The organism is Paenibacillus sp. Leaf72 (genome assembly GCF_001422685.1).
Lineage (GTDB): Bacteria > Bacillota > Bacilli > Paenibacillales > Paenibacillaceae > Pristimantibacillus.
In genome coordinates this window covers 317,437-339,967 of the sequence record NZ_LMLV01000030.1, presented here as the reverse complement: position 1 = coordinate 339,967, position 22,531 = coordinate 317,437, and the positions used below count along the sequence as shown (strand labels likewise).

At 49.6% G+C, this 22,531-nt stretch carries 19 protein-coding genes; 7 read left to right on the top strand and 12 right to left on the bottom strand.

All coding sequences use genetic code 11. The features are described 5' to 3' along the window. Positions 1-258: 258 nt before the first annotated feature. The gene (locus ASF12_RS22730) at positions 259-2,085 is read left to right on the top strand and encodes an APC family permease (RefSeq protein WP_056039843.1); all 1,827 of its coding nucleotides are present in this window, start codon (positions 259-261) and stop codon (positions 2,083-2,085) included. Here the strand turns inward: ASF12_RS22730 and ASF12_RS22725 are convergent. Then, positions 2,070-3,059, bottom strand: coding sequence for an MBL fold metallo-hydrolase (locus tag ASF12_RS22725; protein ID WP_056039841.1), 990 nt, complete (start codon positions 3,057-3,059; stop codon positions 2,070-2,072). The genes ASF12_RS22730 and ASF12_RS22725 overlap by 16 nt on opposite strands. After that, the gene (locus tag ASF12_RS22720; RefSeq protein ID WP_056039838.1) at positions 3,059-3,808 is read right to left on the bottom strand and encodes a class I SAM-dependent methyltransferase; all 750 of its coding nucleotides are present in this window, start codon (positions 3,806-3,808) and stop codon (positions 3,059-3,061) included. Before ASF12_RS22720 ends, ASF12_RS22725 begins: the two co-directional genes overlap by 1 nt. Positions 3,809-4,002: 194 nt before the next feature. On the opposite strand from ASF12_RS22720, the gene ASF12_RS22715 reads away from it, so the two are divergent. The 3 genes from ASF12_RS22715 to ASF12_RS22705 are packed head-to-tail and all read left to right on the top strand — an operon-like array spanning position 4,003 to position 7,534. Next, the gene (locus ASF12_RS22715) at positions 4,003-5,334 is read left to right on the top strand and encodes a spore germination protein (RefSeq protein WP_056039836.1); all 1,332 of its coding nucleotides are present in this window, start codon (positions 4,003-4,005) and stop codon (positions 5,332-5,334) included. Next, entirely contained in the window at positions 5,331-6,431 is a 1,101-nt protein-coding gene (locus tag ASF12_RS22710) for a GerAB/ArcD/ProY family transporter (protein ID WP_056039834.1), read from the top strand. The genes ASF12_RS22715 and ASF12_RS22710 overlap by 4 nt, the downstream gene beginning before the upstream one ends. Continuing rightward, entirely contained in the window at positions 6,428-7,534 is a 1,107-nt protein-coding gene (locus ASF12_RS22705; RefSeq protein ID WP_056039832.1) for a Ger(x)C family spore germination protein, read from the top strand. Before ASF12_RS22710 ends, ASF12_RS22705 begins: the two co-directional genes overlap by 4 nt. A 39-nt stretch (positions 7,535-7,573) precedes the next feature. On the opposite strand, the gene fni is transcribed toward ASF12_RS22705, so the two are convergent. Continuing rightward, on the bottom strand, positions 7,574-8,653 hold the full coding sequence (fni, locus tag ASF12_RS22700; protein ID WP_056039829.1) for a type 2 isopentenyl-diphosphate Delta-isomerase: 1,080 nt from the start codon (positions 8,651-8,653) through the stop codon (positions 7,574-7,576). A gap of 166 nt (positions 8,654-8,819) precedes the next feature. Between fni and nagB the strand changes: the two genes are divergently transcribed. From nagB to ASF12_RS22685, 3 genes are all read left to right on the top strand, one after another. Further along, entirely contained in the window at positions 8,820-9,545 is a 726-nt protein-coding gene (nagB, locus tag ASF12_RS22695) for a glucosamine-6-phosphate deaminase (protein ID WP_056040131.1), read from the top strand. Position 9,546: 1 nt separating this feature from the next. Further along, entirely contained in the window at positions 9,547-10,740 is a 1,194-nt protein-coding gene (gene nagA / locus ASF12_RS22690; RefSeq protein ID WP_056039827.1) for an N-acetylglucosamine-6-phosphate deacetylase, read from the top strand. A gap of 297 nt (positions 10,741-11,037) precedes the next feature. Further along, positions 11,038-12,435 (top strand): glycosyltransferase family 39 protein, encoded by a 1,398-nt coding sequence (locus tag ASF12_RS22685; RefSeq protein WP_056039826.1) that lies wholly within the window; start codon positions 11,038-11,040, stop codon positions 12,433-12,435. 133 nt (positions 12,436-12,568) lie between these two features. Here the strand turns inward: ASF12_RS22685 and ASF12_RS22680 are convergent, their stop codons facing one another. From ASF12_RS22680 to ASF12_RS22640, 9 genes are all read right to left on the bottom strand, one after another. After that, positions 12,569-13,141, bottom strand: coding sequence for a TetR/AcrR family transcriptional regulator (locus tag ASF12_RS22680; protein WP_056039824.1), 573 nt, complete (start codon positions 13,139-13,141; stop codon positions 12,569-12,571). Positions 13,142-13,285: 144 nt separating this feature from the next. Continuing rightward, a complete protein-coding gene (locus tag ASF12_RS22675; protein ID WP_056039822.1) occupies positions 13,286-14,083 on the bottom strand; it encodes a DeoR/GlpR family DNA-binding transcription regulator in 798 nt (265 codons plus the stop codon). Between the two features lie 2 nt (positions 14,084-14,085). Beyond that, a complete protein-coding gene (locus ASF12_RS22670) occupies positions 14,086-15,042 on the bottom strand; it encodes a sugar kinase (protein ID WP_056039820.1) in 957 nt (318 codons plus the stop codon). A gap of 80 nt (positions 15,043-15,122) precedes the next feature. Next, positions 15,123-15,554 (bottom strand): hypothetical protein, encoded by a 432-nt coding sequence (locus tag ASF12_RS22665; protein WP_056039818.1) that lies wholly within the window; start codon positions 15,552-15,554, stop codon positions 15,123-15,125. 239 nt (positions 15,555-15,793) lie between these two features. Next, positions 15,794-18,001 (bottom strand): DNA helicase RecQ, encoded by a 2,208-nt coding sequence (gene recQ, locus ASF12_RS22660; RefSeq protein WP_056039817.1) that lies wholly within the window; start codon positions 17,999-18,001, stop codon positions 15,794-15,796. A gap of 183 nt (positions 18,002-18,184) precedes the next feature. Further along, a complete protein-coding gene (mdh, locus tag ASF12_RS22655; protein ID WP_056039815.1) occupies positions 18,185-19,126 on the bottom strand; it encodes a malate dehydrogenase in 942 nt (313 codons plus the stop codon). Between the two features lie 29 nt (positions 19,127-19,155). After that, positions 19,156-20,451 (bottom strand): NADP-dependent isocitrate dehydrogenase, encoded by a 1,296-nt coding sequence (gene icd / locus ASF12_RS22650; RefSeq protein WP_056039812.1) that lies wholly within the window; start codon positions 20,449-20,451, stop codon positions 19,156-19,158. A 48-nt stretch (positions 20,452-20,499) separates the two neighbouring features. Further along, entirely contained in the window at positions 20,500-21,612 is a 1,113-nt protein-coding gene (gene citZ, locus ASF12_RS22645; protein ID WP_046229430.1) for a citrate synthase, read from the bottom strand. 450 nt (positions 21,613-22,062) lie between these two features. Beyond that, complete coding sequence (locus ASF12_RS22640) at positions 22,063-22,401, bottom strand: hypothetical protein (RefSeq protein WP_056039810.1); 339 nt, start codon at positions 22,399-22,401, stop codon at positions 22,063-22,065. Positions 22,402-22,531: the final 130 nt, after the last annotated feature.

Genomic DNA, 22,531 nt, shown 5'->3' with positions numbered 1-22,531 from the left:
GCTAAACAGCGTTCATTTGTAATCGCTTACATGATCAAAAGAGAACCTTTCCGCCTCTTTTCAGCTGAAAACGAGATTTTACAAAAAGCATGCCTGGGGACTATGATCATTGCACCTGCCTCAAACCGAGTCGCCTGCGGAGAGATCAAGTAGCTTTTTTTTCCATGGTGAAAAAACTTATAACAGGAGATAGTAGCAATAACGTGCTCTGCAAAAATGCTTTTCACTCTTACAACTAACTGCTGGCGGTGACCTGAAATGATGACTTTTTTAAAACGGCTTGTAATCGGACGGCCGCTCAAATCCAATGAATTGGGCGACCAGAAGCTGATCAAGCTGAAAGCGCTGGCCATTCTTTCGTCGGATGCTCTATCCTCCGTTGCCTATGGACCGGAACAAATTTTGATTGTATTAATAACGGTAAGTGCTGCTGCATTCTGGTATTCAGTACCAATTGCTGCTTTCGTGCTCATTTTGCTGCTGGCGCTTATTCTGTCTTATCGGCAAATTATTTTCGCCTATCCGCACGGCGGGGGCGCATATGTCGTATCCAAAGAAAATCTCGGCATTTTCCCCGGATTAATTTCAGGCGGCTCCTTGCTAGTGGACTACATATTGACGGTAGCGGTCAGCGTCTCCGCGGGAACCGACGCCATTACGTCGGCTTTTCCCAGCCTCCATGAGCATAATGTGTTGATTGCTGTTATTTTCGTCATTTTAATTACGATATTGAATTTGCGTGGCGTGACCGAGTCGGCATCCATTCTCGCCTACCCGGTGTATTTGTTCGTTCTTGCGCTGTTTATTTTAATCGGAGCAGGTATTTACAATATTGCAACCGGCCATGTGCCGCCTGAGCTGCATACGCCGATTGGGACGCCAGTTGCAGGCATCAGCTTGTTCCTGCTGCTGCGCGCCTTTGCTTCTGGCAGCTCCGCGCTCACAGGGGTAGAAGCCATTTCCAATGCGATTCCAAACTTTCGCGACCCGGCTCCCCGAAATGCTGCGAAGACGCTCTCATCAATGGGCATTTTGCTGGCTATTCTCTTCTCTGGCATTGTGTTCCTTGCCTATTATTACGGCATTAAACCGGCGGTAGAAGTAACCGTCGTTTCCCAAATTGCTGAGCATACGTTTGGTCGGCATTTTATGTATTTCTTCATTCAGGGCACTACGGCGCTGATTTTGATTTTGGCAGCAAATACAGGCTATTCGGCTTTTCCGCTGCTCGCGGTGAATTTGGCTAAAGACAAGTTTATTCCGCGGATGTTTACGGTCAGGGGCGACCGCCTTGGCTATTCCAATGGCATTATCAGCCTTGGCGTGCTATCCATCCTTTTGATTATTGCTTTTGGCGGTCAGACCGAGCATTTGATTCCGCTTTATGCGGTCGGGGTATTCATTCCATTTACCTTGTCCCAGACGGGGATGATTGTGAAATGGGTCCGCCAGAAGCCGAAGGGCTGGGTCGTGAAGCTGCTTATAAACTCGGCAGGGGCGCTCATCAGCTTGATCGTCACAATGATGTTCTTTTTGACGAAGTTCGCGCAAGTATGGCCTGTGCTCGTGTTTCTGCCGATTATTATTTATGTGTTTCACCGGATTAAAAAGCATTACAACGCCGTCGGCGAACAGCTGCGGCTCACCACGTGCGAGCCTGCGATGCCCATCGAAGGCAATGTGCTGATTTTGCCTGTGGCCGGAATGACACATGTTGTTGATAATTCCATTGCCTATGCCAAGTCATTGTCCGTGAATCAAATTATTGCGGTGTATGTGCCATTTGAGCGAGAGGAAGGCGAGGCGTTCGAGGAAAAATGGAAGGATTGGCAGCCGGACGTGCGATTAGTCGTATTGCATTCGCCTTATCGTTCGGTCATGCAGCCGCTGCTGAAATTTATTGATACGGTGGAGCGCAAGGCCAGCCAGTCCAGCTACCGAGTGACGGTGATTATTCCGCAATTTATCCCGAAACGCGGCTGGCATAATATTTTGCACAACCAGACGAGCTTTATGATTCGCGCCCTGCTGCTCCACCGCAAAAACGTCGTAGTTACGACCGTTCCCTATCATCTCAAAAAATAAATAACGCCCGCACGCTCCGTTCGCGATATCCGGCCCGACTGCTCCAGCTCATACAAATGGGCGAGCGTCTCGGCCATTGCAAAACGGTGCTGATGCGGGCTTTGTTGTGCCCGTGCACCGAAAGATCGTCCACACACCTCAAAGCCTGTGAGCGGCTCCTGCAGCATCATCAGCATTTGCTCCAGCCGCTGCACATGATGCTGCTTAATTTCTGCGATTCGGCTGGCAAATGTCGTGAACGAATCATAATGCCCTGGAAAAGCGCGCTTAACCTCATATTCGCTTAAGCGATCCAGGCTTGCCAGAAAATCGCCAAGCGGATTCATCTCCTCGCCAGGAACGACGCTAATATTGGGAGTTATGCGCGGCAGCACCTGATCGCCGCATATCATCCATTGTTTATTGGCTTCATAGAAGCAGAGCTGGCCATAGGCATGTCCTGGCGCATCAAGCAGCTCCCACTGTGAACCGCCAAGCTCAAACGTCTCGCCAGCCTCTATATACATGATTTGATCTTGCTGGGGCTGCGGCGAAACTTTTTCCTGGAAACTGCTTAAGTTGCTGCTAATTTCATCAATGTAGTGCTGCGGCATGCCATGCAGAGCAAATAATTCAGCAAGCTCTTCTGACATCGTGCTGCCCTCTCCCCATAAGTACCTAACATAGCGATGGGCACGCCGGGACATCAAGACCGGTGCGCCGCTTAGCTCGGCAAAATAACCCGCGAGACCGTAATGATCGGGATGCTGATGCGTAAGGACGATGCGCGAAATTTGCTCTGGCGCAATCGAATGGTCCGCAAATACCGCTTCCCAGACCGCAAGCGTCTCCTCCGTTCGGAGACCAGGATCGATAAGCGTATATCCTCCCGCAGGCTCAGTAAATACGTAGCTGTTTACCGTTTTTAAGGCAAAGGGCAGCGGAAGCTTTACTTGCAGCAGCCCGTGCTCCCATTGCACCGCTTGAGCCGCCATTACGCATTAGCCCTTCCAAGCATAATAAGGCGCGGCGAGTTCAGCTCATCATAGGCTGAGCCATCGACGTTGCCAAATGTTTTCTCCAGCACAAGGCCTGCCTCGGCGAACGCCTGCTCAAACCATGTGAGCGAATACAGGCGAACCTGCTCATCATAATGGCGATTGTCTGCCTCATCGCTGCTTACGGCAATTTCTATATGCTTTTTGACCCAGCCATCTTCAATTTTACGCTGCTCGCGAATGACCCAGCCGGACTCTGCATCCTTGCGCTCCGATGCCGGAACGAGATTACGCTCTACATAAGCCGGATTCAGAAAATCAATTAGAAATGGCGCACCTGGCTTCAGCATGCGGCGAATTTCCCGCAGCACCTGCACGTTCTCTTTTTCATCTGCAAAATAGCCAAACGACGTAAATAAATTAACCGTTCCCTCGAACGCCCCCGATTCGAAAGGGAGCTGGCGCATGTCGCCCTGCACCCAGGTTACGCGCTGCAACGCATCATGCTTCCTCGCTTCGTTAAGCAGCGGTTCCGACAAATCCATCCCCGTCACTTCATAGCCGCAGTCTGCCAGTGCCAGCGCATGGCGTCCCATACCGCAGCCGATGTCCAGCACCTTTGCCGTAGCCGGAAGCTGGAGCCACTGCGCCATCAGCTGTACCTCCTTGTAGGCGTTATCCCAATCCCGATGCTTATAAACAACCATATAATCGCTTCCAAAACTCTGCTCAAACCAGTTGGACATATGTATTCTCCTCTACCCTTGCAATTCACTTCTCATCCCTTCATTGTACTGCACTTTATGCTACTTAGGCAAAAGGATGCCCTGTAATGATTCACTCCAATGGGTATAATTACAGGTCGCTTGGCGCACCTTAAGCCCGTGAGCGACAAGCTGGAAGCTCACTTTGCCCATTTTGCTGCTAAGGAGGAAGCTCTATGATCGACCACATCCGCCTGCTGTTTGCCCAATCGGTTGATTTAAAGGTGCAACAGCTCAAAAATGACGATTTAATTATCGAAATTGCCTATATCTCCTCTTTATGCGACGAGCAAATGATCAGCAATTATGTGCTAGTACCTTTTATGAAGGAAGAGGTGCCTTACGATAAACAGCTGCGTACGATTAGCGACTATCTAGTCGTTGATGATCCAGCTACGTGGACCGATTTGCTGCTGAAAGGCAATATTTTAATAGAAGCTCAAGGCATCGTTTACTCGCTTTACACAGCGAAAATTATTAGTAATGAAAGTACCCAAACCCAAGTAGAAAGTGCAATTCAAGGACCGCAGCTTGCGTTGAACGAAGATTTGAAAAAATCGCTTAACCTCATCCGCAGCATGTACCACTCTCCTGAGCTGTGTGTAGAGGAACACACCGTTGGGTCGCTGTCGAAGACGGAAATTATTGTGCTGTTCGATCAGCGCCGCGTCGATCCGACTGTATTGAATCAGTTGAGGCAAAGACTGACGAAAGCGCAAACCGAGATGCTGCAGGCCGCAGGCGAGCTGGAAACGATTTTAACCGGAAAGCAGTGGCATCTGTTCCCTACTGTCCTGATTACCGAGCGCCCGGATCGCATTACGACGGCTATCTCCAATGGTAAAATCGCCATTCTCATAAAAGGAAATATGTTCGCTCTAGTGCTGCCTGTCACCTTTTTTGACTTTATGCATGCGGTCGAGGATAACTACGAAGCCTTTTGGATGACCCGCACGCTTATCTTACTGCGCTATGTTGCGGTTGTATTGACCATTACGCTGCCTGCCCTCTATGTATCCATTATCTCTTACAATCCAGAGCTCTTTCGGGTACAGCTGGCACTCTCCATCGCCGGAAGCCGCTCGGCTGTACCCTACCCGTCCTTTATTGAGGTAATGGTTATGCTATTTATGATCGAAGCGCTAATTGAGGCTAGTATTCGGCTGCCCCGCTACATTGGCTCAACGGCTACAACCGTCGGCGGTCTTATTTTGGGACAAGCAGCCCAGCAGGCCGGTCTCGTCAGCAGCATTATGATTATTGTGACATCCGTCGTCGCCATTTCCAATTTTGTCGTTCCGGTCAATTCCTTGTCATTTGCTATCCGCTTTTTGAAATATCCACTCATTGTGATGGCTATCTTTTTCGGCATTACCGGAGTTACCGTCGGCTCATTCATGTACGTGGTCTATTTATGCAATTTGCGAAGCTTCGGCAAGCCTTATTTCCGCATGTTTGCAGGCACAAAATCACAGTCAGGGGACATTGGGCAGGTAAAGGTGGAATGACACGCTACTTCTTTTACAACTTTTTTCTGACCAGCTTCGTCAACTTGATGCTGTATGTGCCGCATATTCTAATCGAACACCGTTACAGTGGCGCCGTCTCCTCGATGCTGATTTCCGGGGCCACCGGAACTTTGCTCACCTATGCCTATACTGCTGCGCTAGCGCATTTTCCCGGCATGGGGCTGCCTGAAATTTTACGGGCCTATTGGCCGCGGTGGCTCGTCTCGCCCATTATGGTTTATGTAGCGATTATTTGCTTCGTATCGTCTACTATTGTCGTGGCCGCCTTTGCGATCATGATCAACCGCTTTTTCAATCCGGAGCTGAATCCGCTGGTCATTTTATGCCTGCTTGTTATTGCCTGCGGCTATGCGGCCTCACGCTCGACGTTATCCGTACAGCATATTATCGAGGTTGGGCTGCTGCTCAATGCGCCGATTATTTTTTTCGTGCTGTTCAAAATGGTGAGAAGCCCGCAGTTAAATTGGGATGCCATTCATACTGTCGCCAATTTTGTGATGGTGCGCCCAGAGCTTGGCTCTATTGCCGCCGGGGTATTTGTATTCACCGGATTTTTCAATCTGTCGATATTTAATCGTCTACTGCCGCCGAATTTCAGCTATACGTATCGCTGGCTCGTACCGATATTTGGCATGATTATTTTGAGCATTTCCTTCTTCGTGCCTATCGGATTCCATGGTACTGAAGCGGTAGATGAATACCTTTATGTATGGAGCATGACTGCTGACTCGATTACACTGCAATACGGTTTTATCGAACGGGTATTGTTTCTGTTCCTGATTGTGTATCTAAATCTATCGCTCATTTATACGATGAGCTGCTGGCATCAAGCGATGGAATTTATTAAAAGCTGCTTCCCCAAGCTGAAAATGGCAACCGACTTCGAGGAAACGCCCGTTATCAACTATATGATTTGCGGCGTGTTTGCTGTAGCTGCCGTAATTTATTTGTTTTTCAGCGATGAACGCTTAGAGTTTATGTTTACGCGCTATTGGCTGACGGCGATGCTGTTTTCTTATATAGCCATCGTGATTTCCGTGTTCATGCTTAGCCGAAAGGAGCGTAAATCCGCATGAAGATGCGCTCGTTAAAGCTCACGCTGCTAGCTTTGTGCATGCTGTTGGCCTGTACAGCATTAAGCGGCTGCGGCTTTAAAGATATTGACAAACGTTATTTTATCGTGGCGATGGGTATCGATTACAGTGGCAAAAAACAAAATCCTTTTCTCATTACGCTGCGCCTGGCCATTGCCTCACCGAAAATCGAGCCCGGCGCTGGCAAAGCGCAAGTAGAAACAATTGAAGCCGCAAGCATCGCCGAAGGTGTGCGTATGCTGAAAGCCCATGTGGACAAGGAATTGGACTTTGGCCATTGCAAAATTTTTCTCATCGGTGAGCGCGTTGCTTATAAGGATTATTCCCCTGTGCTGGATTGGATGAAAAGACGGCGGGATATACAAAGTATTGCGAATTTGGCGATTGGCAAGCCGGATGCCCGGACGATTTTGAAAATTAATCCCCAGGCGGAGCGCTATCCGGGAAATGCGCTGTTTCTAAGCTTCAGTGCAGATGGAACGGACAATCCCTATACGTATGTAGAAAATCTTTCGGATCTGACGAGGCGCGTCATGGAAAAAGGTTTGGACCCCATCATGCCGATTATTCGCAACGAAGGCAACAGCGGCTATGTTATTAACCACACGGCGCTGCTGGATAAAACGAAAATCAAGCTCGTCCTAAAGCCGGAAGAATCACAGCTATTTAACCAGTTGGCTCAAAACTACGAGAAGTCTTCGATTCAAGGAAGTTTCTCAAACAATCGGATTGTGGGAGCCATCAGCAAAATTAAAAGCCATTATCACTTTAGCGAGCATAATGGCAAGCTTCAATTAAACATGGACGTTCGCATAAAAGTGCTTATGGAGGAAGCACCTCCACATTTGTTTGACCAGGGCTGGGGACAGGTGGAGCAAAAGCTAAGCCAAGATTACTCCAAATTGACGGATAAGCTGCTGATAAAAATACAGCAGGCTGGCGTCGATCCTTTCGGCTTTGGCCTGCATTACCGGGCGACTCATGCTGGCGAAGCAGCCTGGCAGCAATGGCAAAATATTTACCCGACGCTGCAATTCGCCGTCAATGCCCGAATCAAAATCGAAGGGACCGGCCTGATTAAATAGGCTGCGGTCCCTTCGTTTGTTATGTAGGCTATGTCATGATTAGTCGGCTTTCGAAGCAAGCCGATCCGTCTGGCGAAGCTGCTCAATTGTGCGGACGCCAATGCCGAACATCGCCGCCTTTAATTCAAACTCAATTCGCTCAAACTGCTGGGTAAGCTGGCGAATTGACAGGTCGGTTGTCCCATGCACCGCTTGCGGCAATAAGACACGCCCAAAGCCAGCGAGATTCGCTCCAAGCGCAATCGCTTTAGCCGCATCAACACCATGCCTTAATCCGCCGCTCGCTATAACGCTCATATGCGGCAATGTGCTGCGAATCGCGCTAACGCTTTCCGCTGTCGGAATGCCCCAATCGGCGAATGCCTCCGCAGCTTGCCGGCGCAATCCTTCACCCGCCCGGTATTTCTCGACCTGGCTCCAGGATGTGCCCCCCGCTCCAGCGGCATCAATAAAGGAAATGCCTGCATTCGCAAGCATTGCGGCGGTACCCGCATCAATGCCCCAGCCTACTTCCTTCACACCGACTGGCACAGGGAGGGCGCGGCATACTTGCTCAATTCGCGTCAGCAAGCCGCGAAAGTCCGTGTTGCCTTCCGGCTGAAAAACCTCCTGCATGCTGTTGACGTGAAGCACGAGGGCATTCGCCTCTGCTATGTCAACTGCACGCAAGCAATCATCGGTACCGAAGCCGTAATTCAGCTGTACCGCTCCGAGATTGGCGATGATCGGTACCGAAGGCGCCTCCATTCTGATATGAAAGGAGGCGGCCAAGTCCTCACGCTCAATAGCGGCCCGCATGGAGCCCAGACCAATCGCCCAGCCTCGTGCCTCGGCAGCCTCTGCCAGGCGGCGGTTAATAGCCCCAGCCTCCGAGGTGCCTCCGGTCATAGAGCTGACGAGCAGCGGCGCTTTCATCGGCGAATTGAACCACTCCGTCTTAAGTTCAATTTCCTCAAATGACAGCTCAGGCAGCGCATTATGACGGAACCGCAGTCGATCAAGCCCTGTATCGATATGCTGGCCGTTCACTTCCTCCTGCAAGCAAATGCGGATATGCTCATTTTTGCGTTTCGCGGTTTTCGCCGCTTCCTCCGCCTCCGTACGCTGCGTTGTCGTCATTGCCTTTACCTCCTGCAAATATTCTATCCGTCCATCATAACATACGCTGTGAGTACATGTTAAATTGATTGTAAAAATCATTAATTTGAACTTTACAATCAAAATTATTGTTAAAAAGATATTTTTAGTTTAAAATAAAATCATAACCTGAAGGAGGCGCTTCATGATGCAAATCATTCACTTTAACGACTGGGAACTGCTTGACGCTTATGCGGCTCAAACCATTATTAATAAAATCCAAGAGAAGCCAAATGCGGTGCTAGGGCTCGCTACAGGCTCGACACCTCTAGGCATCTATGCCAAAATAATAGAAGCATATCGCAGCAAGGAAGTCTCGTTCGCCCAGACGACTACCGTCAATTTGGACGAATATGTAGGCCTGCCTGCCGAGCATGAACAAAGCTATGCTTATTATATGAAGCAGCAGTTATTTTCCCATATTGATATTGCAGACGATCATTATCATTTGCCTAATGGGCTGGCTGAAAATTTGAAAGCCGAATGCGACCGTTACGACCAGCTGCTGGAGCAAAATCCAATCGATATTCAGCTGCTTGGGCTTGGACATAACGGACATATCGGCTTTAATGAGCCTGATGCGTTGCTATCCGCGGGTACCCATGCCGTCCAACTGAAGGCGGCAACGCTGGAAGCAAATGCCCGGTTTTTCTCATCGGCCGCAGAAGTTCCGAAGATGGCGCTGACGATGGGTGTCGGCTCCATCCTGAAAGCACACACCATTATACTCGTGGTTCGCGGCGCAGATAAAGCGGAGATCGTAGAGCAAGCGTTGACCGGCCCTATTACAACTGATGTGCCAGCTTCGCTGCTCCAGACTCATCCCCGGGTTATCGTGCTTCTCGACCGCGAAGCCGGAAGGAAGCTGAAGTAATATGAAAAACTCGCCCTTCTCATGGGTGATTCATCACGTCCATATCGTCTTGGAAGACCGGATCATTGCTGGCAGTGCTGTTATTAAAAATGGCCTCATTTACCGCCTGCTGGAAAATGCTGCTGTTCTTAGTGCTGAAGAACAGGCGCTGCCCGCTATAGATGGAGCCGGCGGCTATTTATTGCCAGGCTTTATCGACGTCCATGTGCATGGCGGCTTTGGCGCCGACTTTATGGATGCCAGCCGCAGCAGCTACGACACGATTACCCGTTTCCACGCCTCCCAGGGCACAACGGGTATGCTGGCGACGACGATGACCGCTTCTAAAGAAGCGATCGAGTCGGTTCTGCATGCCGCAGCGGATTACAGAAGCGGCGACATGCCCTATGCCGCACTGCTTGGTGTCCATCTGGAAGGACCGTTTCTGAATGAAAAATGGATCGGTGCGCAAAATCCCGCTTACCTCTCGCCTCCTCGGCAGGACTGGCTGGAGGCATGGACTGCAGAGTTTCCCGATTTGATTCAAATTTTGACACTTGCGCCTGAACGGGAAGGCTCACTTCCGCTCATTGCCTGGCTTGCTGAAAATAATATCGTCGCCGCTTGCGGCCATACCGATGCCTCCTTCGCGGATATCGAAGCCGCAGCAGACGCTGGAATGTCCCACGCCGTCCATACGTATAATGCGATGCGTCCGCTGCATCACCGCGAGCCGGGAACCGTCGGCGCTGTTCTCAGCGATCCGCGGATATATGCCGAGCTCATAGCCGATGGCCATCATGTCCATCCGGGAGCGATCCGGCTGCTTGCAGCTGCCAAACCGGCAGACAAGCTTATTCTCATTACCGATGCCATGTCGGCAGCGGGCATGCCCGACGGGAATTACTCGCTTGGCGGCTTGGCCGTCGAGATGAAAGATCAGGTTGCCCGCCTGCAAGGCAGCGGCAGTCTCGCAGGCAGCAGTCTGACGATGCTGCGTGCCTTCCGGTACATGCTGGCCAACACTGCGCTGTCTGTCGCCGAAGTCAGCCGCTGCGCCAGCGGTAATGCGGCTAAGCAGCTCGGTATCTACGAGCAGACGGGCTCTATCGCATGCGGCAAGCAAGCAGATGTCATTTTGACGGATGCTGATTTCTCCGCAGTGAGCCATACTTGGGTAGGCGGCAAGCTTGTGTTCGATGCTTCCCGGAATTAAACTATCTTCTCTATTAATAAAGCCGTCCTTGCCTAACAGCAGGGGCGGCTTTATTCGTATGGAATATCCAGCATAAACTTCGCTTTAATTAAGCTTATTTCCGGCAGATGAATCCAATTGCAGCTCACAGCTAGCCTCTTTAACCTATTTCGGATAAAATTGGATAAGTCATTCCGCTTAAAGAAAGGAGAAGCTATGCGCTTATTCCACTCATTCCAATCGATACGTTCTTTTTCTGCTCAAACGCTCACTTTTATAGGAGGCTTATTTTTCGTTGTCGTTTTCGCTGCTTCCTTTATGAATACAGCGCAGCTGCTCCAAAGTCCCTTGCTTGCCGCTAGCGGTGTTTTCCTTACGCTCATCCTTATATTTGCCGCCTCCTGGTTGCTTGGACGCCAAATATCGGCTAAAAGCTATTTGCTCGCACTTATAGCGATCAGCCTGCTGTCCCGGCTCGGCTGGATTATTTGGATCGATACACCTCCCGATTCCGATTTCCTGTTTATGTATAATGCTGCCAAGCTAGCGGCAGCAGGCGATTTTTCATTTAATCAGGATGAATATTTTCTCAGCTGGGTGTACCAGTTTGGCTTTACGATGTATGAAGCAGGTATGATCAAGCTATTTGGCGGAGCAGCGCTGTTCATGCTTAAGCTAGTTAATGTGCTGTTCAGTGCAGCGACCGTGCTGCTCGTTTATTACGCTGCCCTAGAGCTGTTTAACGAGCATACGGCGCGAATTGCGGGGCTGCTGTATGCGCTCTATATTCCCAATATCATCATGTGCTCGGTACTGACGAATCAGCATTGGTCGACATTCTTTTTCACATTCGGCTGCCTGCTCATCATTAGTAAACGCTTCGAAAACAAATATGGCTGGCTTCTAATCGGCCTCGCCTTCGGACTTGCGAACTTGATGAGACCGCTAAGCCTCGTGTATTTAGCTGGCTTTGCTGCCTTTCAACTGCTATTTCGCTTGTTCAAAGCTAAATCGGGCGATTACAGGCCTGCCGGGCTATCGATTGGAAAATCCACTACATTATTGCTTGCCCGTGCCGCCGGCGTGTTTATTATTTTTTATATGGTGCAAGCTTTAGCCAGCTATGCACTCGTGCAAAGCGAAGCCTCGCAATACCCGTTATCTAACCGGGAGCCTTATTGGAAATTCGTCGTAGGATTAAATGCGGAAACAGATGGCAGATGGTCGCTTGAGGATGGCAAGTACGTGCTGCAATTTAAGCTTGGCGAGGAGCGTGACGCAGCAGAGCTGGCATTGATCAAGGAGCGTCTCGCCGATCCGGCCGCAGTCGCCTCACTGTTTGCGCGCAAGCTCGCTATTTTTTGGGGCGAAGAGGATTCGGCGGTTATGTGGAGCTTGAAGGATATGAATCAGGAACAGCTTGCTGCCGTCCTAAAAATAGCGGAGCGCTTCCTCTTCACTGCCATGAGCGCAGCAGGAGTCTATTCGCTGTACAGCTTATGGCGCAGCCGGTTTGCCGAGCAGCATAAGGCCGGCCACATGCTTTTTCTGATTTTACTGCTGGGCTATGCGTTCGTGCAGCTTTGGATTGAAATACAAGCAAGATATCGGCTCGATCTGCTTCCATGCTTTATTTTATTGCAGAGCTACGGTATCTATATGATGCAAATGAAACGAATAGCGCTGCGAAAAATAAAGGCCGACTCCCTGAATTAAAGGCAGCCGACCTTTAAATATTGAGCAGCAGCAGTGGAAGTTGCCATTGTCCGTGTACTTATCGGCACGATTCCGCTGCTTTATATTTAATTAATGAATGATCATTCATTAAACTTAAAAAAAATTTATCGTTTTATCGCTTTATCGCGTCCCAACTCATTTTAATCGCGCTATCCAGCTTTTCAGGCGTAAACTCAAAATCACCTTTAAACTGCTCTTTAACCAGCTCGGCTACCGGCAAAATGGAATACGTAATGAGCATATGATTATCTACATCCTTGAACAGCTGCTGCTGCTTGCCGCTCTCAAAAAACTCAAATATAGGCATATACAGCGCTGCGCTTTCTTCCAAGCACCAATTTTGCAGCAGTGGCGAGTTCGAGATTTGTTCCATAAACAAAAAATAAGATTTGTGCTCCTGTACAAATTGGATAAAATTGCGAATGTACAGATTAAAGCGCTGCTCGATCGGTGCCGAATGGTCTACCCCATTAAACAGCTTATCGCTCATTATTTTTTTCGCTTTTAAATACGTCTTGCCGAGCATATCCTCCTTATTCTCAAAATAAATGTAAATCGTAGCCGCAGACACATTCGCCCGCTTGGCGATTTTAGAAATGGACGTTTCCGAAATGCCAATTTCGTTAATCAACTGAATCGTAGCTTCAAAAATTAATTCTATTTTATTTTCATCTCTTAGTCTCATGCGTCAATAATAAACGATCGTTTATTTATTGTCAATACTAAACGACAGCTGGCAGATTGCCCCCCCATTTTATGCGACAAAGGCTAGGAATGTAAAAAACAGGCAGCAGGAGCCACTTTCCATGCTCCTGCTGCCTTACCATTGCTAACTATTCGTTTCTGCTACGTAAACGTCAATATTGAGCTGCTGTGCCGCCAGCTTAAGCTCGCCTTCAATCGGCTGATCGGTAATGAAAGCTTGCAGCGCTGCAAGCGGCGAAATCGAGAACAGTGACATTTTGCCAACCTTCGTCTGATCGAACACCGCATACGTCTCAACGGATCGCCTAATCAGCGCTTTGGCAATTTGCGCTTCCTGTTCCGAATACGTCGTAATGCCCCCGCCTGCCGATACACCATCAACGCCAATGAACATTTTGCCAATATTCAAATGATCGACCATGCCTTCTCCCAGCGGCCCGCAAAGCTCAAAGCTGTTGTGGCGCATAATGCCGCCCGTGACAACGACTTGAATCGGGCTCCCCGCCAGCTCCATCGCAATATTCACTGCATTCGTCACGACGGTAATGCCGCTTCTGAGTTTAAGCTGCTTGGCAATCAAATAATTGGTCGTGCCGCCGGACAGGCCGATGACATCGCCCTCCTGAATAAGCGATACCGCCTTCGCGGCAATTCTTTCTTTTTCCAGGTACGAAATATCCTGCTTTTCCGAAAAGCCCATATCACGAACGACGCTGAGCCCATCATACATCGCCCCGCCAATCGTGCGAATAATCGGATAGCTGGCTTCCATTTGCTCTAAGTCTCTTCTTGCGGTCGCTTCCGAACAATCGAATTGCTCCACAATCTCGGAAATCGTAACGCGCCCCTGCTGCTTAAGCAGCTGCAGAATCGCCTCGCGGCGGCGCTGTCCTTTAGACGACGGAACATTCGCTTCAGCCATAATTAACGCTCCACCCATGCTTTATCGCTCATTCGCTGCTCGACAACGCTCCATTCTGGAAGCGCCTCCCAATCTCCACGCATTTGAACGACGAGTGAGCCATTGATGCTCGCAAGCTTTACAGCTTCGACAGGCGTCATTCCCTTCATAATCCCTGCCAAAAAGCCAGCGCAAAAACCATCGCCCGCTCCGACCGTATCAATAACCTTGTCCGCCTTATAGAAAGGAACAGCCGTTTCCTCGCTGCCATCCAGCACGATCGTCGCATCATCTTTGCCTTTAATGATCTTCACCGCATCCAGTTCAAGCAGCTTTTGCTTTACAACATCATAGCTATCTGTGTTGTAAAGCAGCATCAGCTCATCCCAGCCCGGCAAAAAGTAATCCGCATCAGCCGCAAAGGGCAGCAGCACCTCCCGCGCTTCTTCGATCGACCAAAGCTTCAGCCGCAAATTGGGATCAAAGCTTACTTTGACGCCAGCATCCTTTGCAATGTCGATGGCTCTGCGCACCGTCCGGCGGCAATTCTCGCTAAGCGCCGCTGTAATTCCCGTTACATGCAGCAGCTTCGATCCTTGAATGTACGCCTCATCAAGATGCTCTGGCTCCATCCGGCTTGCAGCAGAATGCTTGCGGTAATAATGCACGGCCATGCGGCCTGCTACCGTCTCGCGGAACATCATGCCCGTTGGCGCTTCTTCGCTCAGCCTGACGCGGGATACATCTACCCCTTCCCCGCGAAGCGTTTTCAATATAATCCGCCCGAAAGGATCATTACCAAGAGCGCCGAACCAGCCTACCGAGCTTCCTAAGCGTGAAAGGCCAATGGCGACATTGCTTTCCGCCCCGCCGAAGCCCTGCTCCAGTGTAGTCGCCCGTTCAATCGCCTTATGCTCCTGCGGCATAAATAGCGCCATCGATTCTCCGAATGTAATGATGTCTGGTGATGCTTGTCCCACATTCTCCGCCCCCTGCAACGTTGATTTGAGTTCGCTTTCCTTCCATAATCAAACAAACACGGTGTTCACTTGCCGACTTGCTATACTGTAGCAAAAATCGGGAAACGCATAAAATAAATAACAACCAGGTACAGCACCAGCACGATTAGGCTCATGACGCGAGCTTTGCCGATATGTGCGGAAGCGCTTTGACCTTCACGAATAGAAGAAACGATGCGCTTCAGCGGCTTCGTAATAATACCGCCCAATGCGGCAATCCCCAAAAACAAAACCGTTACAATAATCATCCAGATTACGGCATAATCGCCTTTCGACATCATGTAGCCGCCTGTCAGCAGTTGGACAATGAGAAAATATTGTGCGACCCGGTTTGCCGACAGCAGGCCATCAGCCAACCCTTCCTGCCCTACTCCTGCAAGCTTCGATGCCCGGCCAATCATAATCGGCAGCACGATATAAAAACCCATCCCTACAGCGCCCAATAAATGCAGCAAAACCATTACGTTATACATTCAGCTTTCCTCCTAAAAAAATTTGCGGGGCAGCAAGCGCTAGGCAAGCATCGGCTTTATTCTCGCATGGCAAAGCTTGCGCTTAAATGCGCAAGCTTTATTGTTGCGATGCGATGAGTGCCCGCCAGCGCTGCATTAGCACCGTTTTTCTACTAAACACAGTATACTAAATGAACCTAGCAAATACAAAGAACTTCCATAAACCCATTAACTTACTCCGTTAAAAAACTAGCCTTCGCTCAATCCTCTGCCTTCAGGCCGTATTTAAAAATAACGGCATGGATCGCAAAATAATCGACATCGTCCGGCAGCGCATCTTTAATCGGACGCAGCTTCTCGGGACCCAGCTCCATAATGGCTGCTACAATTTCCTCTTCGCGATGGGCGGGAATAATTCGGCTAAAGTCCAGCTCATAGCCCTCCTCCGCACAGCGGATAATATGCCCTTCCACCGTTACCCGGCTGAGGCCGCGCTCTGCGGAAATGTCCTGCGGCGATTTGCCTTCATTAAACAGCTCTAAAGACAGCACATGGCTAGGCGTTTCATCATTCCCTGCCCTGCTGGAAGACTCTGCGGAAGCCGTCCTTGACTGCCCAACAGCAGATGCCTGCCCGGAGCCAAAGGAAGCTGCCCCTCCTGCTGCACCGCCAGCTGCCTCGTTAGGCTTGCCTGCATGCTCGCCAATAATAGCCAGCACCTCGGCACCATATTTCCGCGCCTTGGCTGCACCAATCCCTTTCGTTTGCAGCAGCTCATCTTCCGTGAGTGGTCTGGCATCAGCCAGTTCCTTGAGCGTTGCATCAAAAAACAGCATAAACGGCGGCACATTTTCGCGGGCTGCCGTCTCTTTGCGCCACTGCTTGAGCGCATCGAACAGCGGCGAAGCCATTCCGCCCTGCCCCGAATCCCTGCGTTTTACCGTTGTCCGCAAACGCTGCATGACCGTCTCCTTGCCTTCCAGAACAGGCAAAGCATTCGTCGTGAGCGAGACGGTCGGATATTGCCCATCGCTCATCCGCAAGTAGCCCTCGGCTACAAGCCAATATAGCCAATCGGTAATTTCCTTCTCTGGCCAGCTGCTGAACAGCCCATATGTAGTGAGCTCATCCAGCCTGAACTCCAGCAGCCGTTTGTCGCGTGAGCCTTTAAGAACTTTAGCTGCCATCGTCACGCCAAACCGGCCGCGCATTCTGCCAACGCAGGAAAGGGCCTTCTGCGCTTCTGACGTTCGATCAACCAGCTCGCTTTTATCGAGGCAGTTGCCGCATTTTCCGCACGGCTCTACATTTTTCTCGCCAAAATAATCGACGATAAACTGCTGCAGGCAGCGATGCGTCCGGCTGTAGTTCATCATCGTATTCAGCTTGGACAGCTGAATCGACTTCCGTTCTGTATCGCCGACGCCCTGCTCGATAAGAAACCGCTGCACCTGCACATCCTGAGGCTCGAACAGCAAAATGCATTCGCTTTCCTCGCCGTCGCGTCCCGCCCGGCCCGCTTCCTGATAATACGACTCAACGTCGCCGGGCATTTGCCAGTGCAGCACATAACGCACGTTAGGCTTGTCAATGCCCATGCCAAACGCATTCGTGGCGACCATTACGCGCAGTTCATCGAAACGGAAGCGCTCCTGAGTCGTCGCTCGCTCCTCGTCGGACAAGCCGCCATGATATTTGCCTGCGGCAATCCCTTTGCGTACAAGCTGATCATGCACGGACTCGGCTTCTTTGCGCGTAGCCGTATAAATAATGCCCGACTGCTCTTCGCGCTCGGTTATAAACTTCTGCAAAAATTTCTTTTTGTCCGCCCCGCTAATGACCGACAACGATAAATTCGGCCTAGCAAAGCCGCTCACAAAAATATTCGGATCATGCATGCCCAGCATAGCCGATACATCCCGCGCCACCTCGTCCGTTGCCGTTGCGGTAAAGCCTGCAACTAGCGGACGGTTAGCGAGCTGTCCAATCCAGCCTGCCAGCTGGCGATAGCTTGGGCGGAAATCATGCCCCCACTGCGAGACACAGTGGGCCTCATCAATGGCGATCATCGGAATTTCCATCTGCTCGCTAAGTGAGCTGAACATTGGCGCATCAAGCCGCTCTGGCGCCACATACAGCAGCTTGTAATCGCCTCTGAACGCGCTTCGCAGCACTTCCCGGTATTCTACAGCTCCAAGCGAGCTGTTCAAAAAAGCCGCTGGAATGCCGAGCCTGTTCAGCGCATCGACCTGATCCTTCATAAGCGATATAAGCGGAGAAACAACAAGCGTCGTTCCATTCAGCAGCAAGGACGGTATTTGGTAACAGACGGACTTGCCTCCGCCAGTTGGGAGAATGGCAAGCGTATCCCGGCCTTCCAGTATTCCTTGAATAATGGCTTCCTGTCCAGGTCGAAACGAGTCATAGCCGTACACCCGTTTCAGCTCGGCTCTAGCTTGCTCCAGCATGCTTCTTTCCCTCCCTTTGCACATTAAGCATCCTAAAAAATAGACCCATTACAAATATAAGCCCATTATAAGGGGGAACCTTACAACTTCTTATATTTCAAACGGAAAAACCCTGCCAGCAAAGTGTCAGGGTCCTCCCGTACTAAATCTTTTATAAAAGCCAGCTTGCTTTAGCTAAGTCCATTAAGCAGTTACGATTTGGATAACATTTCGAACCGATTGCGCTGATTGATCAAGCGCAGCCTTTTCTTCTGCCGTCAAATCAAGCTCCAGCACTTTCTCAATGCCATCGCCGCCAATAACCGCGGGTACGCCCATGAACAGATCGTCATAGCCATATTCGCCTTCAAGGTAAGCGATAACTGGAATAATGCGTTTTTTGTCCTTCAAGATCGCTTCCGTCATTTGCACAAGCGCTGCAGCTGGCGCATAATATGCGCTGCCGTTGCCGAGCAAATTAACGATTTCGCCGCCGCCAACACGAGCGCGCTGTACAATCGCTTCAATGCGCTCAGCAGAGATCAGCTTATCGATAGGAATACCGCCAGCGTTGGAATACCGAACAAGTGGAACCATATCATCGCCATGACCGCCAAGCACGAACCCGCGAACATCTTCCACGGAAACGTTAAGCTCTTGCGCAATAAATGTGCAGTAACGAGCAGTGTCAAGAACGCCGGATTGGCCGATAACGCGATTTTTAGGGAAACCAAGCGCTTGGTAAGCAACGTAAGTCATAGCGTCAACCGGGTTGCTAAGAATAATGACATAAGCGTTAGGGCTTGTTGCCTTTACGTTCTCACAAACGGATTTCACGATACCCGCGTTGGTGTTAACAAGATCGTCACGGCTCATGCCGGGTTTACGGGCAATGCCTGCAGTAATTATAACGACATCGGAATCCTTCGTATCTGCATAGTCAGACGTCCCGATAATGTTAACATCAAGGCCTTGTACTGGTGTCGATTCAAGCATGTCAAGCGCTTTGCCCTTTGTCGGGTTTTCCAATTGTGGAATATCGACGAGCACAACGTCGCCTAGCTCTTTTTGTGCTGCCATCAGGGCAGTTGTAGCGCCTGTGAAGCCTGCTCCAACAACAGTAATTTTTCTGCGTTTGATTGCCATTGTCTCATTACCTCCAGCCATTGTTGGTTCTAGAAGTTGTTAATAACCTCGTCAGCGAACTCGGAGCATTTCACTTCTTTAGCGCCATCCATCAAGCGGGCAAAGTCATAAGTTACTGTTTTGTTGTTGATCGATGCTTCCAGACCTTTGTAGATCAGGTCAGCCGCTTCCTGCCAGCCAAGGTGCTCAAGCAGCATTACGCCGGAGAGAATAACCGAGCCTGGGTTAACAACGTCTTTATCTGCATATTTAGGAGCTGTACCATGCGTAGCTTCAAAAATAGCATGTCCAGTCAAGTAGTTGATGTTTGCTCCTGGAGCGATACCGATACCGCCAACTTGCGCTGCAAGTGCATCGGACAGGTAGTCGCCGTTCAGGTTCAGCGTTGCGATTACGTCAAAGTCAGTCGGACGAGTCAGAACTTGCTGCAAAGCGATGTCCGCAATAGCGTCCTTCACGATCAGCTTGCCTGCTGCTTCCGCAGCTGCTTGTGCTGCATTTGCAGCTTCTGTGCCTTCTGCTTCTTTAATTCGGTCATATTGACCCCAAGTGAAGGTTTGCTCTGCAAATTCTGTTTCAGCTACTTCGTAGCCCCAGTTTTTGAAAGCTCCTTCTGTAAATTTCATGATGTTGCCTTTGTGTACCAGTGTAAGCGACTTGCGGCCATGCTTAAGCGCATATTCAATTGCTGCGCGGGCAAGGCGCTGCGAACCTTCTTTGGAAACCGGCTTGATGCCGATACCGGAAGTTTCAGGGAAACGGATTTTGTTAACGCCCATTTCAGTTTGCAGGAAGTTGATCACTTTTTTCACTTCTGCGGAACCTTCTTGGTACTCGATACCTGCATAAATGTCCTCTGTGTTTTCACGGAAAATAACCATGTCAACCAGCTCAGGGCGTTTTACAGGGGAAGGAACGCCGTCGAAGTAACGAACAGGACGCAGACATACGTACAGGTCAAGCTCTTGGCGAAGCGCTACGTTCAGGGAACGGATGCCGCCGCCGATTGGCGTAGTCAAAGGACCTTTGATTGCTACGATATATTCACGAATCGCTGTCAGCGTATCAGCTGGCAGCCACTCGCCGTATTCATTGAATGCTTTCTCGCCGGCAAAAACTTCGTACCAAGCGATCTTTTTGTCGCCGCCGTAAGCTTTCGCTACAGCTGCGTCAAGCACGCGTTTCGAAGCGCGCCAGATGTCGCGGCCTGTGCCGTCGCCTTCGATGAAAGGAATGATTGGATTGCTAGGAACGTTCAGCACACCGTTGTCGATAGTGATTTTGTCGCCTTCAGTAGGTAATGCGAATTTTTCGAATTGAGCCATTGTTTATAATTCCTCCTTTAATTTGTGTAACGGTACTAAAAGCAGCGCTTAGCGCTCGTCGATTGGAATATATTTCGCGTTGACTGGACCGATATAGTCGGCGCGAGGACGAATCAAGCGATTGTTCTCGTATTGCTCAAGAATATGAGCACTCCAGCCGGAAACGCGGCTAATCGCAAAAATTGGCGTAAATAGATCACGAGCAATGCCTAGTGTCGTATAGACGGAAGCAGAGTAGAAATCTACATTTGGCTTAAGGCCTTTTTGACCGGTAACGAGCTCTTCGATCTTGATCGACATTTCATAAAGCTCCAAATTTCCAGTCAGCTTGCCGAGCTCTTGCGACATCTTTTGCAGATGCTTGGCGCGTGGATCGCCGTTTTTGTAAACGCGGTGACCGAAGCCCATAATCTTCTGCTTGTTCGCAAGCGCATTGTTGATATATGGCTCAACATTGGCAAAGGAGCCGATTTCCTCCAGCATAACCATTACCGCTTCATTAGCGCCGCCATGCAGCGGGCCTTTGAGCGCGCCGATTGCCGAGGTAACACCGGAATAAATGTCAGATAAAGTCGCTACCGTTACACGTGCCGCAAATGTAGATGCGTTAAGCTCATGGTCAGCATGCAGCACAAGTGCCTGATCAAGCGCTTTCACTGCAACCTCTTCAGGATCTTTGCCCGTAAGCATGTACAGGAAATTATGGGCGATGGATACGCCTTTCTTCGGAGCAATTGGATCTTTGCCTTCACGAATGCGAGCGAACGCTGCTACAACGGCTGGCAATTGCGCCTGCAACTTAATCGCTTTCAGCTGATTAGCTTCAGCAGTCATTTCATTAGCCGACTCATCATATAGAGCAAGGCTTGAAATGGCTGTACGAAGTGCCGCCATCGAATTCGTGTCCTTCGGGTACAGCTTAATTTGCTGGATAACGCCTTCAGGAATTGCTGTGTATGCATCTAACTGCTCTTGCAGTTTTGCTAGCTCGGAACGATTAGGCAGTTTGCCATACCATAACAAATAGGCAACCTCTTCAAATGTCGCATTTTCTGCCAAATCATCAATATCTATACCGCGGTATGTCAACACTCCGTCAATAATCGAGCTGATTGACGAAGAAGCGGCGACAATTCCTTCCAGACCTTTAGTTGCTGTCATCGTTCTCTCTCCTTTAGCTTGGAAATTTCACATCGCAAAATATCATTCGAATCCATGTCGTCCGTATAATCATAAATGATTTTGACAACAAAGTGAACAAAAGCACATATAAAAATGCTTTATCAGTAAGAAAGAAAATTGTGATGGGGTTGCTGGCATGTGAAATAACCTCACCTTTCGACACCCTGACAGATCTGGTACCTGCTTATGTAGTTAGATGTAAACGCCTGTCTTCTATCTTAACAGAAAAACAGGCAGAGTACTAACCGATCACGATACAAGCTTTAATAATCGTTTGTAAATAGACGAAACGACCGCTCCCCGGCAAAATACCGGGAAACAGCCGCTGCTTCATTTTTGCTGTTATTGATTGATGCCGAAATGACAAGGGCCTGCTGCGCAGCAAGTTTTCTTCCCTATAATAGGCTAAAGAAACAAATGGCTTGAAGGTTAATGATTTAACTCTCCAAACGATGAGCCTTGGTACTGTGGCTGCTGATAAGCAAAGGATTGGTTCGCATTTGAACTGGAAATTTGATTGCAAATGCTAGAAATTTGCTGCATTTGCTGCATCGCCTTTTGGTGACCTTGCAATGAGGTTTGGATAATATGGGCCGCTTGATGCTCACGCTGAGCAATTTGCTCCAACTGGGCGGCATTCGCTTGTTCTTGCTTCAACAATTGCTGATACATGCCTGATGCTTGCTGTGTTTGCTGCATCAGCTGCTGTAGAAGATGCTCGCATTGTGAAAGCTGTTGGCTAATATTCGTTTGTGAAAACTGATTCATTCGTAAAACCTCCAGATTGTTTAATAAACTGCCTCCTTTAATATGTCTTACACATCCATTTTTATTCTTGATTCGACAAATCTCGAATATCGTGATTCGCAACCCTAGAAGCTTGCTTTGAATGTCGCCT

Coding starts and splice junctions, on each gene's coding strand:
- ASF12_RS22730 (WP_056039843.1), top strand. CDS start 259: ATGATGACTTTTTTAAAACGGCTTGTAATCGGACGGCCGCTCAAATCC.
- ASF12_RS22725 (WP_056039841.1), bottom strand. CDS start 3,059: ATGGCGGCTCAAGCGGTGCAATGGGAGCACGGGCTGCTGCAAGTAAAG.
- ASF12_RS22720 (WP_056039838.1), bottom strand. CDS start 3,808: ATGTCCAACTGGTTTGAGCAGAGTTTTGGAAGCGATTATATGGTTGTT.
- ASF12_RS22715 (WP_056039836.1), top strand. CDS start 4,003: ATGATCGACCACATCCGCCTGCTGTTTGCCCAATCGGTTGATTTAAAG.
- ASF12_RS22710 (WP_056039834.1), top strand. CDS start 5,331: ATGACACGCTACTTCTTTTACAACTTTTTTCTGACCAGCTTCGTCAAC.
- ASF12_RS22705 (WP_056039832.1), top strand. CDS start 6,428: ATGAAGATGCGCTCGTTAAAGCTCACGCTGCTAGCTTTGTGCATGCTG.
- fni (WP_056039829.1), bottom strand. CDS start 8,653: ATGACGACAACGCAGCGTACGGAGGCGGAGGAAGCGGCGAAAACCGCG.
- nagB (WP_056040131.1), top strand. CDS start 8,820: ATGCAAATCATTCACTTTAACGACTGGGAACTGCTTGACGCTTATGCG.
- nagA (WP_056039827.1), top strand. CDS start 9,547: ATGAAAAACTCGCCCTTCTCATGGGTGATTCATCACGTCCATATCGTC.
- ASF12_RS22685 (WP_056039826.1), top strand. CDS start 11,038: ATGAATACAGCGCAGCTGCTCCAAAGTCCCTTGCTTGCCGCTAGCGGT.
- ASF12_RS22680 (WP_056039824.1), bottom strand. CDS start 13,141: ATGAGACTAAGAGATGAAAATAAAATAGAATTAATTTTTGAAGCTACG.
- ASF12_RS22675 (WP_056039822.1), bottom strand. CDS start 14,083: ATGGCTGAAGCGAATGTTCCGTCGTCTAAAGGACAGCGCCGCCGCGAG.
- ASF12_RS22665 (WP_056039818.1), bottom strand. CDS start 15,554: ATGTATAACGTAATGGTTTTGCTGCATTTATTGGGCGCTGTAGGGATG.
- recQ (WP_056039817.1), bottom strand. CDS start 18,001: ATGCTGGAGCAAGCTAGAGCCGAGCTGAAACGGGTGTACGGCTATGAC.
- mdh (WP_056039815.1), bottom strand. CDS start 19,126: ATGGCAATCAAACGCAGAAAAATTACTGTTGTTGGAGCAGGCTTCACA.
- icd (WP_056039812.1), bottom strand. CDS start 20,451: ATGGCTCAATTCGAAAAATTCGCATTACCTACTGAAGGCGACAAAATC.
- citZ (WP_046229430.1), bottom strand. CDS start 21,612: ATGACAGCAACTAAAGGTCTGGAAGGAATTGTCGCCGCTTCTTCGTCA.
- ASF12_RS22640 (WP_056039810.1), bottom strand. CDS start 22,401: ATGAATCAGTTTTCACAAACGAATATTAGCCAACAGCTTTCACAATGC.